The sequence below is a fragment of the Pseudomonas sp. GM55 genome (assembly GCF_000282395.1).
GTDB classification, from domain to species: domain Bacteria; phylum Pseudomonadota; class Gammaproteobacteria; order Pseudomonadales; family Pseudomonadaceae; genus Aquipseudomonas; species Aquipseudomonas fluorescens_CC.
This window is the reverse complement of record NZ_AKJJ01000041.1, coordinates 63,988-77,998: the sequence shown is the minus strand read 5'-3', so window position 1 is coordinate 77,998 and position 14,011 is coordinate 63,988. Positions and strand designations below refer to the sequence as shown.

Genomic DNA, 14,011 nt, shown 5'->3' with positions numbered 1-14,011 from the left:
GTATCCAAAGCTCAACCGGATGATGTGGAGACTGAGCTTTCGAGTTCTCCTGCATGGAATTTCACAGCGAGAATGATCAGTGGGATGTACGCCATTGCTAGGCCAAGTGCACCATCGAGTTTCCAGTAAACCACGCAGAAAGCAATGGGGAACAACCAGAACATATTGATTGCGCCTACTGCCAGCGTTACCGGTAGATGCTTGCCGAATTGCCGTGAAGCGAACTGGTAAGCGTGACTGCGATGGGCTTCATAAACCTTGTCGCCTCGGGCCATGCGACGTAATAGAGTGAACGTTGCATCGACGATGAAGACCCCTAATAGAATCAACCATGCCCAGAATAGCTCTGAAGACGTCCATGCTGCCTGGAGTGACAGCACTCCCAGGGCAATGCCCAGGAACCCACTGCCCGCATCCCCCATGAAAATGCGTGCCGGGGGAAAGTTCCAATATAGGAAACCGAGGACCGCCATAGCCAAGACCATCGGTCCCCATATCAGCGCTGGAGTCCCATTGATCCAGTAGAGGAAACACGCGCCAAGACACACACACAAAGATTCTATGCTGGCAATTCCGTCAATCCCGTCCATGAAATTATAAAGATTGAGGACCCAGACCAGATAAATTGCCGCCAGAATATAGCCAAACCAGTGAAGGTCCATGCTCATTCCAAAAACGACTATAGGAGGAAAGCCTCCAGTCCATAACAGTGCCCATATACCCGCACCGAAATGACCGAGCAATCGCCAACGCGCTGCTATATGGCCATGGTCATCCATAAAGCCAATCAGGGCGACCAACATCCCCGCTCCGCCTACAGCAATGAGCTGCGACCACGTAACCAACCCCGCATAACCAAGAACAGGCAGCGATACGAGAAAAGCGATTACGATGGCCACTCCACCACCGCGTGGGGTTGGGATGGAGTGAGAGCTTCGCGCATTGGGGATATCGATAATGTTTCGACTCAGAGCATAACGACGTAACGCCGCAGTCAGCCCCAAGGAAAGAACGGCAACAGCTGGTATGAGCCACAAGTAAATCATTGTTATTGATGTTCCCGAAAATGTAATGCAGTTGCTGCCAAAGCATCATCAGTACTGACTGGCGGCGTCCAGCATAAAAGAGTGCGAGTCTTGGTAATATCGACTTGCAGCGATCCACATAGACGCTGGGAGAGTGCTTTTTTACCCAATAAAGCAGCACCTCCCTGGAGCACCCAACTGGGTACAGGAATGAGTCGAGCCGGCTTGTGAAGCGCTTTCGCCATCTTGTTTAGCAGTGCGGTAGTGGATAAATCCTCGCCATCGCTCACGAGAAAGGTTTGATTGCCGGCTGCCGGGTGATCTATACAGGTCACTATCAGATCTACCAGGTTATCCAGCGCAACGAGACTCCGATTATTATAAATCGCGCCGAAAGGCAACGGAACGCCCTTGTCCAACCAGCGCATCATATTCAGAAAGTTCGCCTTGACTCCCGGTCCATACACCAGGACCGGGCGGATAATAACCACCTCCATCGCGGTTTCCGCCGAAAGCTGGCGAAGTCCCTGCTCAGCCTCCATTTTCGAAATACCGTAGGGATCTACCGGAGCGGGAATATCATCGCTTGTATAGGGAATACCTGCGGCCGTCCCCTCTCCGTTGACCTTGATCGAACTTATGAAAACGAATCTTCGCACACCAGAGGCGGCCGCCTGACGAGCCAGGTTCAAAGTACCTTCAACATTCACTTTGCGAAACGCTGCCAACGGATCGGACTCGGCATCATTCATGACATGAACTCGTGCCGCAGAGTGAATAATCACATCAAAGTTACTGAGACTTTCTTTCCACTGGGTTTCGCCATCAAAGCTGCCGATGCGTACCGTGCGAACGTCCTGAACCTCAAGTTGGGATTCGCCTCGGACAACAGCAACAACAGTATATTTTTTTTCGGTGTATAAACGCTTGAGAATAGCGCCACCGACGAAGCCCGTCGCCCCAGTCAATAAAATAGAATTCTGCATCAATAGCTGGCCTTTCTTAAAGTGGCGTTTCTGAAAAGATCTTCCAGTAGGGATAGAAGGCGAGATTTTGAATAATTATTCAAGTAATACTGCCGACCGAATTCACCCATCGCCCTCAATTGACTTGCGTCAGATTGCGCCAGCGCCAACGTGATCTCTGCCAAACCTTTCGAATCACCAGAAGAGCATGTGAGACCGGCCCCCGAGTCTCTGATCACTCTTGCTGCCTCTCCGTTGATCATCCCTAACAGCGGCCTGCCAGAGGCAAGATAAGCCTGTACTTTTCCAGGTATTGTCTTCTCAAAAACGTCGTTGGTCTTCAGTGACACAAGCAAAGCGTCTGCACAAGCGAACAGGGCTGGCATCTCATCCAAAGGATGTCGACCTAGTAGCAGCACGTTATCAAGTCCTCTGGACTGGACTTGTTGACTTAACCAATCGCTCATACGCCCGTCACCAACAATCACCCAGCGCACAGATACCTTGCCAACCAATGCTTCGGCCGCATCTAACACAGCGGGAAGATCTTGAGCTTCTCCGAGATTGCCTGCGAACAATACAGTAAAGACAGTATCGTCACGTGCCAACAACGTTGAGACTCGATTTTCGTCTGTAGAAAAATCATCTTCAGCCCAACTTGGAAAATAAACCAGTCGTTGGGGAGATATGTCTTTCGTGCAATACTTTTGAACGTTGTCAAAAAAACCATGCGATTGCAAAAGCAAATAGTCAGTACGATTATAAATCCATGAAACCATCTTGCCGACCATCGACAGCAGCACAGGCTTCTTCAAAACGCCGACAGCTCTGAGCGTTTCAGGCCAGAGATCAAGAACCCACACAAAAACGGGTGCTTTTTTCAATCGACCAATCACCAATGCCGGAATAGCGGCCATGATCGGTGATACGGCATATACGAAGATTGCGTCGAACTGCTCACCACGCAGTTTGTAGGCGCCAAAAACTGAGGCACTAGTAAAGAAACTGAGATAATTCAATGCCAATTGAATGCTACGCTTACCTCGCGGAAGCATCGGCACCCGGACAATTCTGGCATCAAAGTATTCATTGAAACGCTCAGGCATCGCCTGGAATTCATCGAATACTCTGCCTTCCGGATAATTTGGAAGACCCGTCAGTACAGTGACCGAATGTCCCTTCTCGGTAAAATCACGAACCAAATCGTTTATGCGCATATTTTCTGGCCAAAAATATTGCGTAACCAGCAGGATTCTCAGTTTCTTCTCAGGCATGATAACAACTCGAATTAGTAGCGTTTCCAGACGATTCGATTTACATAATCGGTATAACTGTGAACAATCCGGGCTACTTTTTCTGACACATTGGGCATGCTGTAATCTTCGACCAGGCGCAGGGTACGCTCCGTACCGGAAGCTTGCGTATCCAGAACCATCAGTCCCTGCAGTACTCGCTCGACCTCGAGCCCCACCATCATCACCGCAGCCTCCTCCATTCCCTCTGGACGCTCGTGAGCCTCACGGATATTCAATGCAGGAAAATTGAGTATCGAAGACTCTTCGCTGATGGTACCGCTGTCAGAAAGCACCGCTTTGGATTCCAACTGCAGCTTGTTGTAATCTTTAAAACCCAAAGGTTTCAGAAGTTTCACGTTTTCGTGAAATACAATCCCCATCGCATCTACACGCTTTTGAGTGCGCGGATGAGTGGAAACTATCACCGGATAACCGAAGGTTGCCGCGACGGTATTGAGGACATCAACCAACTTCAAGAGATTTTTGTCAGAATCGATATTCTCTTCACGGTGTGCGCTTACTACAAAAAATTTACCAGCCTCAAGTCCCAAACGTACCAACACGTCCGAAGATTCGATCCCCTGGCGATAATAATTCAGGACTTCGAACATCGGACTACCCGTCTTGATCACCATATCAGGTGACAGACCTTCCTTGAGCAAGTAATCGCGCGCAATTGTGCTGTAAGTAAGATTAATGTCAGCAGTATGATCGACAATCCGCCGATTGATTTCCTCAGGCACTCGCATATCAAAACAACGATTACCAGCTTCCATGTGGAAAGTTGGAATCTTGCGACGTTTGGCAGGAATAACAGCCATGCAACTATTGGTATCACCCAAGACAAGCAAAGCCTCTGGTTGAACAGACGCGAGTACTCGGTCCACAGAAATGATCACATTCCCTATGGTCTCAGCACCACTGCTGCCCGCGGCGTTGAGAAAATGATCCGGTTTGCGGATCCCGAGATCCTGGAAAAATATTTCATTCAACTCGTAATCGTAATTTTGCCCTGTGTGGACCAGTACGTGATCGCAATACTTATCCAGCGCAGTGATGACACGCGACAAGCGAATGATTTCAGGACGGGTGCCTACTACAGTGACGATTTTCAACTTTTTCATTGTAATTCTCATTCCTAATACGATCAGGCTTCGGAGCCCACTGGCATAGTGTAGGTGTCCGGAAGCTCACGATCAAAAATCTCGTTCGCCCACAGCATGACGATCATTTCACTTTCACCAACGTTGGTAATGTCATGACTCCAACCGGGCACGGTCTCTACAATTTTCGGGGTTTCTCCATCTGTGAATAACTCATAGAACTCACCCGATGTTATATGGCGAAATCGGAAGCATGCCCTGCCGGAAATAACCAGAAATTTTTCTGTTTTCGTATGATGATAATGACCGCCACGAGTAATGCCTGGGTGTGCAGTAAAGTATGAAAACTGACCTGAATCCTTGGTTTTGAGCATCTCCACGAAAACGCCGCGAGCATCTCCGTACTTAGGAACTTCGTAAGTGAACTCTTCGGGTGGCAAATAGCTGAGATAGGTCGAATACAAAGCTCGCACGAGGCCAGTGCCGACCCGCTCAGCAATCATAGACTGCCGACTCTCTTTAAAGGCATACAGTTGTGCCGATAGATCACCTACAGTTATCGAGTAATTTTGTTCTATTTTTACAAACGGATTACCTGCCTGCTTACCGTCCATTACAGAAATAAAACTGCTTATGACGTCGTCGATGTAAACAAGTGAAATTTTAGCGTTGGCGTCATTTATGCTGACAGGCAAATTATTTGCTATATTATGACAGAAAGTCGCTACAGCCGAATTGTAGTTAGGTCGAGCCCACTTCCCAAATACGTTTGGCAGCCTGAACAAATGCACACTATTGCCACATGTCGTAGAAAGGTTCAGCAGAGCATCTTCAGCTTCGCGCTTACTTTCGCCGTAAGCATTAGCCAACTCAGCTTGAATTGAAGAGGTATAAAGTATTGGAATTTTACGTCCACTCACCGCGACCGCTGCGCATAACGCTTGAGTCAAATCGGCGTTACCAACCTTAAACTCTTCGACATTCTGAGGACGATTGACACCGGCCAAGTGGAAAACGAAATCCACCTCAGATACGAGCGAATGCAGACTGGCGATATTATCTTCGCGACAGAATCGCAGCACCTCGACGTCTTTTCGCTCATGCAGATGAGCTATAAGGTTTTTACCAACGAATCCGTTAGCACCGGTGATCAATACTTTCATGCTTTATTCCTCGGGTGTCGCATATTCGCCGCGCTGAATGGCACGCATAAAGTCAAGTTTCAGTAGCAAACTCTGCATCCCCTGAACATCCAGGCGCTCGGTGTTGTGCGAGTTGTAGTCCTCCATGGTGGAAATTTTTTCTTCGCCTTGCTCGACAAATTTACTGTAATTCAAATCTCGAAGATCCGGCGGCACTCGGAAATAATCGCCCATGTCCTCTGCGCAGGCCATTTCTTCTCGGCTCAAAAGAGCCTCGTAGAGTTTCTCGCCGTGGCGTGTGCCGATAATCTGAATAGGATGCTCAGGCTGCCCTAGCATCGATGTCAGGGCAAGAGCAAGAGTCTCCACAGTCGCAGCAGGGGCCTTCTGGACGAATAGATCACCGTTGTTGCCATGCTCAAAAGCATACAAAACCAGATCAACAGCATCCGCGAGAGTCATCATGAAACGTGTCATGTTTGGATCTGTAATCGATAACGGTTGGCCAGCTCGAATCTGACCAATGAACAAAGGAATTACGGACCCACGCGAAGCCATGACATTCCCGTAGCGCGTACCACAAATCACCGTCTTGGTTTCATCCACATTGCGGGATTTGGCAACCATGACCTTTTCCATCATGGCTTTGGAAATACCCATGGCATTGATCGGATACACAGCCTTGTCGGTACTTAGACAAACCACCCGTTTGACTTCATTCTGTATCGCCGCCTCAAGAACATTCTCGGTACCAAGAACATTCGTTTTGACAGCCTCCATCGGGTGAAACTCGCAAGATGGGACTTGCTTGAGCGCTGCGGCATGAAAAATGAAATCCACACCACGACTAGCATTCAATATGCTTTGATAATCCCGCACATCCCCAATGTAAAATTTCAGCTTCGGACTGGCATAGCGCTTGCGCATGTCATCCTGCTTTTTCTCGTCGCGGCTGAAAATGCGAATTTCAGTTATGTCAGTATCTAGAAATCGCTTGAGCACAGCGTTACCAAAAGAACCTGTCCCCCCCGTTATCAGTAGAGTTTTTTTATCAAACACGGCCTACCCTCTTTGTTAAATAATATGAAAAATAGCCAACGACCAGACAAACCGAGTTTTTATGTTATCGAAAAATCTACGGTTATTATTGGTCAGATTACTACTATGAATACGCCTTAATATAACCGCGTCGTTCAAATGAACGGCGGACCAGCGCGATCATGAAACCAAGTACACAGCCCAGGAATAACCCCAGCAACATGATGAGATCCTTTTTGGGTTTGATAGGGCGGTCGGGCTGCTCGATTGGACCATCCTGACGATAGACAGAGACAGTGTCCGGGTTAACCTGCAGATCCTTGTAAAAGCTTTGCTTGTTTTGAAGCTCTCTTAGTTGCCCTATGAAAGGATCATTAGATTTTCGCGTTTCAAGGTTATGAATTTCCGCCTTTAGGGCTTTACTACCGCGCATATATGTCAGCTGTCCATCCATATCTGCGGAGACCTCAGCGGAAAGATTGCCCGAGATGATAGGTGGATTCTCTAGGCCAATGGCCTCGGCAACCGCTAGCGCCTCGCGCAAGCGTGTGATGGAATCCTGGCGAATCTGGTTTTGAGCTTCTTGCAGCGTAGTGATCTGCTGGCCAAGATTGCGTGCCCGCACTTCAGCTTCACGGGTGATATTACTGATCATTTCTTCTTCCGCTGCGGCACCCGCCCGCGCTGCAAAATCCTTGACCCACACGACGGCACGTGCAGGATCCTCACCTTTAGCTACAACGGAATAACGATCTGGCTGTTCCTTGGTTGGTAGGCCTATAGTCAATAATTTTAAAAAATTAGAGTACAGCAGATCTTGCGATCCACTGCGCTCGGACGGCGACAGTGAAGGTAGATATACTTGATTGAAGAAAGCACGTCGTAATGATTCACTCTGCAAATTACGGGTGAATACGTCGTATACATCTTTGATCGTAAATGGTGCCAGTTCCGCACCGAAAGTTCGGCCATAGTTGAAATCGGCGATATCGTTCATGGTAGGTGGCTGCAGGTAAACACGCGCCTCATACACCGGTTTACTCAAAAATGCATAAGTCGCTGCTGCCAATACTCCGACTAAAGCGACGCTGAATATCAAAAGCTTCTGAGTCCATAACGCCGCAACCAGTTCAAACAGGTCAGTCTCATCGGTGCGCGGCGTGGATGCCGGGGTGTTCGCCATATAAAATTTCGCCTATTCATTTTAATTGTAGATAGGATGCGAGCTTTATTTCTTTCGCATCCTATCGACACGAATCTTCACAATAACCAGGCGATCCGCAGAGCTACCAGCTATTAGTAGCGACTGAAACTCTCTGACGAGCGCGGGCTCTGGAGCGAACAATTCGCGACCGTCTCACAGGGAAGGTAAGACCAACAACCTTTGCAGGTACTGACCATAGCCAGTCTTCTTCAGTGCATCAGCTTGAGATCCCAACTGCTCAGCAGTAATCCAGCCACTGTTGTAAGCAATTTCTTCCAGACAAGCCACCTTCAACCCCTGACGCTGCTCGATGGTATGCACAAAATGGCTGGCTTCAAGCAGCGAATCATGAGTACCGGTATCCAACCATGCAAACCCGCGCCCGAGCATTTCAACGTTGAGAGTCTTTTTTTCGAGATAGACACGATTGACATCGGTAATCTCCAATTCGCCACGTTCGGACGGCTTGATATTTTTTGCTATCTCGACAACCTGATTGTCGAAGAAATACAAACCAGTCACCGCGTAGCTGGATTTAGGCCTGAGCGGTTTTTCTTCAATACTCAAGGCACGGCCTGAGGAATCAAACTCCACCACGCCGAATCGCTCGGGATCGGAAACGTGATACCCGAAAACTGTCGCACCATGAGTTTGAGCACTGGCGGAACGGAGTTTGTCCGAAAAGTGCTGACCGTAAAAAATGTTATCACCCAAGATGAGGCAGCATGGATCTTTGCCGATGAACTCTTCACCTATGATGAATGCTTGCGCAAGACCATCCGGGCTTGGCTGTTCCGCGTAAGTAAGCTTGATGCCATAAAGGCTGCCATCACCCAGCAGCTTGCGGAAGCACGGTAAGTCTTCCGGGGTGGAAATGATCAGAATTTCACGCATCCCGGCAAGCATGAGCACCGACAGCGGATAAAAAATCATTGGCTTGTCGTATATCGGCAGCATTTGCTTGGAAACACCGAGCGTCAACGGATGCAACCGAGTTCCCGAACCACCGGCCAGAATGATGCCTTTACGATTTGTCGTTGTCATTTGTTCAGAACTTCCATAAGCATTCGGGTTACACCACTTTGCCAATCCGGTAAGTGCAGAGAAAAATTATCACGCAGTTTCCGGGTATTCAGCCTGGAATTCAAAGGACGGCGTGCAGGCGTTGGATACGCGGTGGTTTCTATGGGATCTACAGCTGTGACGGCAAGTTGCTCGGCATTGGCCTTGGCAAATTCGATCACATAGCGGGCATAACCGTGCCAGGAAACCTCACCGCTTGCTGCCAAGTGATATAGACCTGACAGCTCCGGACGCTGGACGGCTTGCTGGATGGCCAACGCCGTCACATCTGCAATCAGGTCGGCACCAGTGGGTGCTCCGATCTGGTCTGCAATGACGTTCAGTGTTTCTCGATCCTTGGCCAGACGCAGCATGGTCTTGGCGAAGTTGTTACCGCGAGCTCCGTAGACCCAGCTGGTACGGAAAATCAGGTGCTTACATCCAGATGCAGTTATTGCCTGCTCACCCGCCAGCTTGGTGGCACCGTAATGATTCACGGGGGCGACAGCATCTGTCTCCTGCCAAGGGGTGGAGCCCTGCCCGTTGAAAACATAATCGGTAGAATAGTGAATCAGCCATGCACCCGAGGATGCAGCCTCTTCAGCCATGACTTGGGTTGCCAGACTGTTCACTCTGTCTGCCAATTCGGTTTCGGACTCGGCCTTGTCCACGGCAGTGTAGGCCGCCGCATTGACGATGACATCAGGTTTGACCTTGCGAATTGTGGCGCGCAAGGCATCGAGATCGGAAATATCTCCCGTCAAACCATCATTCGCACGACGGTCCAATGCGATCAGCTCACCCAAAGGCGTAAGGGAGCGTTGCAGCTCCCAGCCCACTTGACCATTTTTTCCCAACAGAAGGATTTTCATGCTTTGCTCGAGCGATCCGCGTAATTCTGGTCGATCCACTGCTGATAGGTGCCGCTCTTGACGTGCTCTACCCACTCGGTATTGTCCAGATACCATTCAACCGTCTTGCGGATGCCGGTTTCGAAGGTTTCTTCCGGAGTCCAGCCTAGCTCGCGCTGGATTTTTCTGGCATCGATCGCGTAGCGCTGATCATGGCCAGGTCGATCTTGTACGTAGGTGATCAGGCTGGCGTGCGGACGGTGTGCGGAATCTGGACGCAGTTCATCAAGCAATGTGCACAGGGTGTGAACCACTTCGATGTTTTGCTTTTCGTTGTGGCCGCCGATGTTGTACGTCTCACCAATCACGCCTTCGGTGACAACTTTGTAGAGTGCCCGGGCGTGATCCTCGACGTAAAGCCAGTCACGAACCTGGTTACCTTGACCGTAGACAGGAAGCGGCTTGCCTTCCAGAGCATTGAGGATGATCAGCGGGATCAGCTTCTCAGGGAAATGACAGGGACCATAGTTGTTTGAACAGTTGGTCACCAAAGTTGGCAGGCCGTAGGTACGGCTCCATGCGCGAACCAGGTGATCGGAACTAGCCTTACTGGCGGAGTAAGGCGAGCTTGGCTGATAAGGCGTGGTTTCGGTGAAGAGGTCTTCCGGACCTTCGAGGTCTCCGTAAACTTCGTCAGTCGAAATGTGGTGAAAACGGAAGTTAGCTTTACGCGCATCATCCAGTGCCGCCCAATAGTGGCGCGCAGCTTCCAGCAACGTGTAAGTACCGATGATGTTAGTCTGAATAAATTCAGACGGGCCGGAGATCGAACGATCGACGTGAGACTCTGCCGCCAGGTGCATGATGGCATCTGGCTGGTGATCACGCATGACGCGGTCGATCTGTTCACGATCACAAATGTCGACGCGCTCGAACACGTAACGCGAGTTCTGGCTAACTTCGGCCAACGACTCAAGATTACCCGCGTAAGTAAGTTTATCGACGTTAATGACCGAGTCGGTAGTGTTGGAGATGATGTGACGGATGACTGCCGAGCCAATAAATCCGGCGCCGCCGGTTACTAGAATTTTCACGCGAAACCATACCCTTGAGTAACTGACAGGGCCGCCAACCGAGCGCTGTCTAATCCATGAACGCAAAAGCCATCAAGCTTGCTGAGGCTTCTGACAGAGTCAGCCTGAACCGATGGGGGGCATATGCCACTATCGGACATGCGCAGCATTTTACAGCTTAATGAAGGTTTTACTATTGGATAGAGACAAGCTGCGGTAAAACTCGTCTTGCATCATGGGCCTATTCCAGTCAGACAACGCGCTTGCGCGGAGATCTGGACGCACGCCCCAAAACCCAACTCAGAATCGGCCCGATTGCCATGCCGACCAATAGCGTCAGGACCATGAGCAACGAAACTGGTAGCTGTGGTCCGACCAATCCAAAGAACAGCAGGGAAATTGATTGCTGATTTTCGAGGATAAATGCAAGGACCACAAGAACAAGCAATAGAACGAATACAGCAAGCAGTACGCGCTTGACGTTACGCATGAACGGCTCCTTGAAGCACTACAGAAATCACACCTCCTCCTCATCCTCATTCACCCGATCCCTAAGCTCCTTCCCCGGCTTGAAATGCGGAACAAACTTTCCATCCAGGCTAACCGACTGCCCAGTCTTCGGATTACGCCCAACCCTCGGCGCTCTGTAGTGCAAAGAAAAGCTGCCAAACCCCCGGATCTCGATACGATCTCCAGTAGCCAGACATTGGGACATTTGCTCAAGCATGGTCTTGATGGCCAGCTCAACATCCTTGGATGAGAGCAGCCCTTGATGGGTGACAATTCGTTCGATCAACTCCGACTTCGTCATATTTTTCCCTTCTTTTTCAAGCAGCTAGATCAGCGCTTCAAAGGTTGTAGCACGGCCGCATGATTTTGAACAGCCCGAGTTTTGCCATCTATTCCCCTGCCCCAAAATGCTTGCCCCCAGGAAGAGGGAAGACATTTGGGCCATCGCCATCTCATCGGCAAATCACCAACATAGTGCGCGTCAGGAAACCCGCGGGATTGAATCCGAAGGGGAAAACCTCCTCCTCTTCCTTGAGATCATCAGACCTCGCCACAACCTTGTAGCCCGCCCCCTTGCACTCCTTGGCCGCACGCTTGTAACACCTACCCCATTTCGAACCGAGCCCCGAACAATCCACCTCAATGCCACTTACCCCGCGTACCGCATGAGTTTTGGCATTGGTGGTACAACCCGCTAGCACCAGCACTGCTACTGCAATAATGAGCTTGTTCATTCACGTCCTTTTGCCAGAAAGCCCAACGGGCGATCATTAGCCTCAGGCTAAAGACTAGCTGCAAATAAGCGCTTGATCCGACTAAACAATCAGACATTTTTTCAGCATCTTTGGTTCACAACTCAAGCCACTAAAGCCGGGCGCGACTCACCAAATCCAAGGCACAAAAAAGGGCGACCGAAGTCGCCCTTTTTTACAGAAAACCAGAACTTAGTTCTGTTTTTCCATTTGTGCACGCAGCAGGTCACCCAGAGTGGTGGCCACAGGAGCATCAGTAGCTACTGGCTTGTCGCGCAGGCTCTGGATTGCTTCTTTCTCGTCTTCAACGTCTTTCGACTTGATCGAGAGCTGAATTACACGGCTCTTGCGGTCAACGCTGATGATCTTGGCTTCTACTTCTTCGCCTTCTTTCAGAACGTTGCGCGCGTCTTCAACGCGGTCACGGCTGATTTCGGAGGCTTTCAGAGTCGCTTCGATATCGTCGGCCAGAGTGATGATGGCGCCTTTAGCGTCAACTTCCTTCACGATGCCTTTAACGATGGCGCCTTTGTCGTTCTCTTGAACGTACTCTGAGAACGGATCGCTTTCCAGTTGCTTGATACCCAGGGAGATGCGCTCGCGCTCTGGGTCAACCGACAGGATAACGGTGTCCAGCTCGTCGCCCTTCTTGAAGCGGCGAACGGCTTCTTCGCCCACTTCGTTCCAGGAGATGTCGGACAGGTGAACCAGACCGTCGATGCCGCCGTCCAGACCAATGAAGATACCGAAATCGGTGATCGACTTGATGGTGCCGGAGATTTTATCGCCCTTGTTGAACTGGCCAGAGAAATCTTCCCATGGGTTGGATTTGCACTGCTTGATGCCCAGGGAGATACGACGACGCTCTTCGTCGATGTCCAGAACCATAACTTCCACTTCGTCGCCGACTTGTACGACTTTCGAAGGATGGATGTTCTTGTTGGTCCAGTCCATTTCGGAAACGTGTACCAGACCTTCAACGCCTTCTTCCAGCTCAGCGAAGCAGCCGTAGTCGGTCAGGTTGGTTACACGAGCGGTAACGCGAGTGCTTTCTGGGTAACGGGCTTTGATAGCAACCCATGGATCTTCGCCCAGCTGCTTCAGGCCCAGGGAAACACGATTGCGCTCGCGATCGTACTTCAGAACCTTGACATCGATCTCGTCGCCAACGTTGACGATTTCGGAAGGATGCTTGATACGCTTCCAGGCCATGTCGGTAATGTGCAGCAGGCCATCGACGCCACCCAGATCGACGAATGCGCCGTAATCGGTGAGGTTCTTGACGATACCTTTGACTTGTTGGCCTTCCTGCAGGGATTCCAGCAGAGCTTCGCGCTCGGCGGAGTTCTCGGCTTCCAGGACACTGCGACGGGAAACGACAACGTTGTTGCGCTTCTGGTCCAGCTTGATGACCTTGAATTCCAGCTCTTTGCCTTCCAGGTGCGTGGTGTCGCGCACTGGACGGACGTCAACCAGAGAACCTGGCAGGAACGCACGGATGCCGTTAACGTCGACAGTGAAGCCGCCTTTAACCTTACCGTTGATAACGCCCTTGACCACTTCTTCGGCTGCGAAGGCTGCTTCCAGAACGATCCAGCATTCAGCGCGCTTGGCTTTTTCACGGGACAGCTTGGTTTCACCGAAACCGTCTTCAACCGAGTCCAGAGCAACGTGAACTTCGTCACCGACGTTGATGTTCAGTTCGCCAGCGTCGTTGTAGAACTGCTCCAGCGGGATCAGTGCTTCGGACTTCAGGCCAGCGTGAACGGTTACCCAGCGAGCCTGGTAATCGATATCAACGATAACACCGGTGATGATGGAGCCTGCCTGAAGGTTCAGGGTCTTTAGGCTTTCTTCAAAGAGTTCCGCAAAGCTTTCGCTCATTTTAATTCCTGTTGATGAGGGCGAAGAATACGCCCATCTCCACACCCCAGACGGTGTGGGTTAGTTTCATTTAAAAGAAGCCACCGCAGGACTATGACTGGTCCCCT

14 protein-coding genes are annotated in these 14,011 nt (G+C 50.3%); all 14 read right to left on the bottom strand.

Annotation, left to right across the window (positions count from 1 at the left end):
* Window positions 1-11: 11 nt before the first annotated feature.
* Window positions 12-1,046, bottom strand: a complete 1,035-nt coding sequence (locus tag PMI31_RS09805) for an MraY family glycosyltransferase (RefSeq protein WP_043302314.1) — start codon at window positions 1,044-1,046, stop codon at window positions 12-14.
* Window positions 1,047-1,048: 2 nt separating this feature from the next.
* Window positions 1,049-2,011: a UDP-glucose 4-epimerase family protein gene (locus tag PMI31_RS09800; RefSeq protein ID WP_008017811.1), complete on the bottom strand. Its 963-nt coding sequence runs from the start codon at window positions 2,009-2,011 to the stop codon at window positions 1,049-1,051.
* On the bottom strand, window positions 2,011-3,264 hold the full coding sequence (locus PMI31_RS09795) for a glycosyltransferase family 4 protein (RefSeq protein ID WP_008017809.1): 1,254 nt from the start codon (window positions 3,262-3,264) through the stop codon (window positions 2,011-2,013). Before PMI31_RS09795 ends, PMI31_RS09800 begins: the two co-directional genes overlap by 1 nt.
* Before the next feature lie 14 nt (window positions 3,265-3,278).
* A complete protein-coding gene (wecB, locus tag PMI31_RS09790) occupies window positions 3,279-4,409 on the bottom strand; it encodes a non-hydrolyzing UDP-N-acetylglucosamine 2-epimerase (protein ID WP_008017808.1) in 1,131 nt (376 codons plus the stop codon).
* Between the two features lie 23 nt (window positions 4,410-4,432).
* Window positions 4,433-5,551: a UDP-2-acetamido-2,6-beta-L-arabino-hexul-4-ose reductase gene (gene wbjC, locus PMI31_RS09785; RefSeq protein WP_008017807.1), complete on the bottom strand. Its 1,119-nt coding sequence runs from the start codon at window positions 5,549-5,551 to the stop codon at window positions 4,433-4,435.
* A gap of 3 nt (window positions 5,552-5,554) precedes the next feature.
* Window positions 5,555-6,589: a polysaccharide biosynthesis protein gene (locus PMI31_RS09780; protein WP_008017806.1), complete on the bottom strand. Its 1,035-nt coding sequence runs from the start codon at window positions 6,587-6,589 to the stop codon at window positions 5,555-5,557.
* Window positions 6,590-6,692: 103 nt separating this feature from the next.
* Window positions 6,693-7,751 carry an LPS O-antigen chain length determinant protein WzzB gene (locus PMI31_RS09775; protein WP_008017805.1) on the bottom strand — a complete coding sequence of 353 codons (1,059 nt, stop codon included), beginning with the start codon at window positions 7,749-7,751 and terminating at the stop codon, window positions 6,693-6,695.
* A 174-nt stretch (window positions 7,752-7,925) separates the two neighbouring features.
* Window positions 7,926-8,816 carry a glucose-1-phosphate thymidylyltransferase RfbA gene (gene rfbA, locus PMI31_RS09770; RefSeq protein ID WP_008017804.1) on the bottom strand — a complete coding sequence of 297 codons (891 nt, stop codon included), beginning with the start codon at window positions 8,814-8,816 and terminating at the stop codon, window positions 7,926-7,928.
* A complete protein-coding gene (gene rfbD, locus PMI31_RS09765; protein ID WP_008017803.1) occupies window positions 8,813-9,706 on the bottom strand; it encodes a dTDP-4-dehydrorhamnose reductase in 894 nt (297 codons plus the stop codon). The genes rfbA and rfbD overlap by 4 nt, the downstream gene beginning before the upstream one ends.
* Window positions 9,703-10,779 (bottom strand): dTDP-glucose 4,6-dehydratase, encoded by a 1,077-nt coding sequence (gene rfbB, locus PMI31_RS09760; RefSeq protein ID WP_008017801.1) that lies wholly within the window; start codon window positions 10,777-10,779, stop codon window positions 9,703-9,705. The genes rfbD and rfbB overlap by 4 nt, the downstream gene beginning before the upstream one ends.
* Before the next feature lie 229 nt (window positions 10,780-11,008).
* Window positions 11,009-11,248, bottom strand: coding sequence for a lipopolysaccharide assembly protein LapA domain-containing protein (locus tag PMI31_RS09755; RefSeq protein WP_008017800.1), 240 nt, complete (start codon window positions 11,246-11,248; stop codon window positions 11,009-11,011).
* A gap of 27 nt (window positions 11,249-11,275) precedes the next feature.
* Window positions 11,276-11,569 carry an integration host factor subunit beta gene (ihfB, locus tag PMI31_RS09750; protein ID WP_008017798.1) on the bottom strand — a complete coding sequence of 98 codons (294 nt, stop codon included), beginning with the start codon at window positions 11,567-11,569 and terminating at the stop codon, window positions 11,276-11,278.
* A 151-nt stretch (window positions 11,570-11,720) separates the two neighbouring features.
* A complete protein-coding gene (locus tag PMI31_RS09745) occupies window positions 11,721-12,002 on the bottom strand; it encodes a hypothetical protein (RefSeq protein ID WP_008017796.1) in 282 nt (93 codons plus the stop codon).
* A gap of 210 nt (window positions 12,003-12,212) precedes the next feature.
* The gene (gene rpsA, locus PMI31_RS09740; RefSeq protein WP_007973639.1) at window positions 12,213-13,904 is read right to left on the bottom strand and encodes a 30S ribosomal protein S1; all 1,692 of its coding nucleotides are present in this window, start codon (window positions 13,902-13,904) and stop codon (window positions 12,213-12,215) included.
* Window positions 13,905-14,011: the final 107 nt, after the last annotated feature.

What these genes read in the sequence shown, in the direction of transcription:
- PMI31_RS09805 (WP_043302314.1), bottom strand. Translation starts at nt 1,046, where the DNA reads ATGATTTACTTGTGGCTCATACCAGCTGTTGCCGTTCTTTCCTTGGGG.
- PMI31_RS09800 (WP_008017811.1), bottom strand. Translation starts at nt 2,011, where the DNA reads ATGCAGAATTCTATTTTATTGACTGGGGCGACGGGCTTCGTCGGTGGC.
- PMI31_RS09795 (WP_008017809.1), bottom strand. Translation starts at nt 3,264, where the DNA reads ATGCCTGAGAAGAAACTGAGAATCCTGCTGGTTACGCAATATTTTTGG.
- wecB (WP_008017808.1), bottom strand. Translation starts at nt 4,409, where the DNA reads ATGAAAAAGTTGAAAATCGTCACTGTAGTAGGCACCCGTCCTGAAATC.
- wbjC (WP_008017807.1), bottom strand. Translation starts at nt 5,551, where the DNA reads ATGAAAGTATTGATCACCGGTGCTAACGGATTCGTTGGTAAAAACCTT.
- PMI31_RS09775 (WP_008017805.1), bottom strand. Translation starts at nt 7,751, where the DNA reads ATGGCGAACACCCCGGCATCCACGCCGCGCACCGATGAGACTGACCTG.
- rfbA (WP_008017804.1), bottom strand. Translation starts at nt 8,816, where the DNA reads ATGACAACGACAAATCGTAAAGGCATCATTCTGGCCGGTGGTTCGGGA.
- rfbD (WP_008017803.1), bottom strand. Translation starts at nt 9,706, where the DNA reads ATGAAAATCCTTCTGTTGGGAAAAAATGGTCAAGTGGGCTGGGAGCTG.
- PMI31_RS09755 (WP_008017800.1), bottom strand. Translation starts at nt 11,248, where the DNA reads ATGCGTAACGTCAAGCGCGTACTGCTTGCTGTATTCGTTCTATTGCTT.
- ihfB (WP_008017798.1), bottom strand. Translation starts at nt 11,569, where the DNA reads ATGACGAAGTCGGAGTTGATCGAACGAATTGTCACCCATCAAGGGCTG.
- PMI31_RS09745 (WP_008017796.1), bottom strand. Translation starts at nt 12,002, where the DNA reads ATGAACAAGCTCATTATTGCAGTAGCAGTGCTGGTGCTAGCGGGTTGT.
- rpsA (WP_007973639.1), bottom strand. Translation starts at nt 13,904, where the DNA reads ATGAGCGAAAGCTTTGCGGAACTCTTTGAAGAAAGCCTAAAGACCCTG.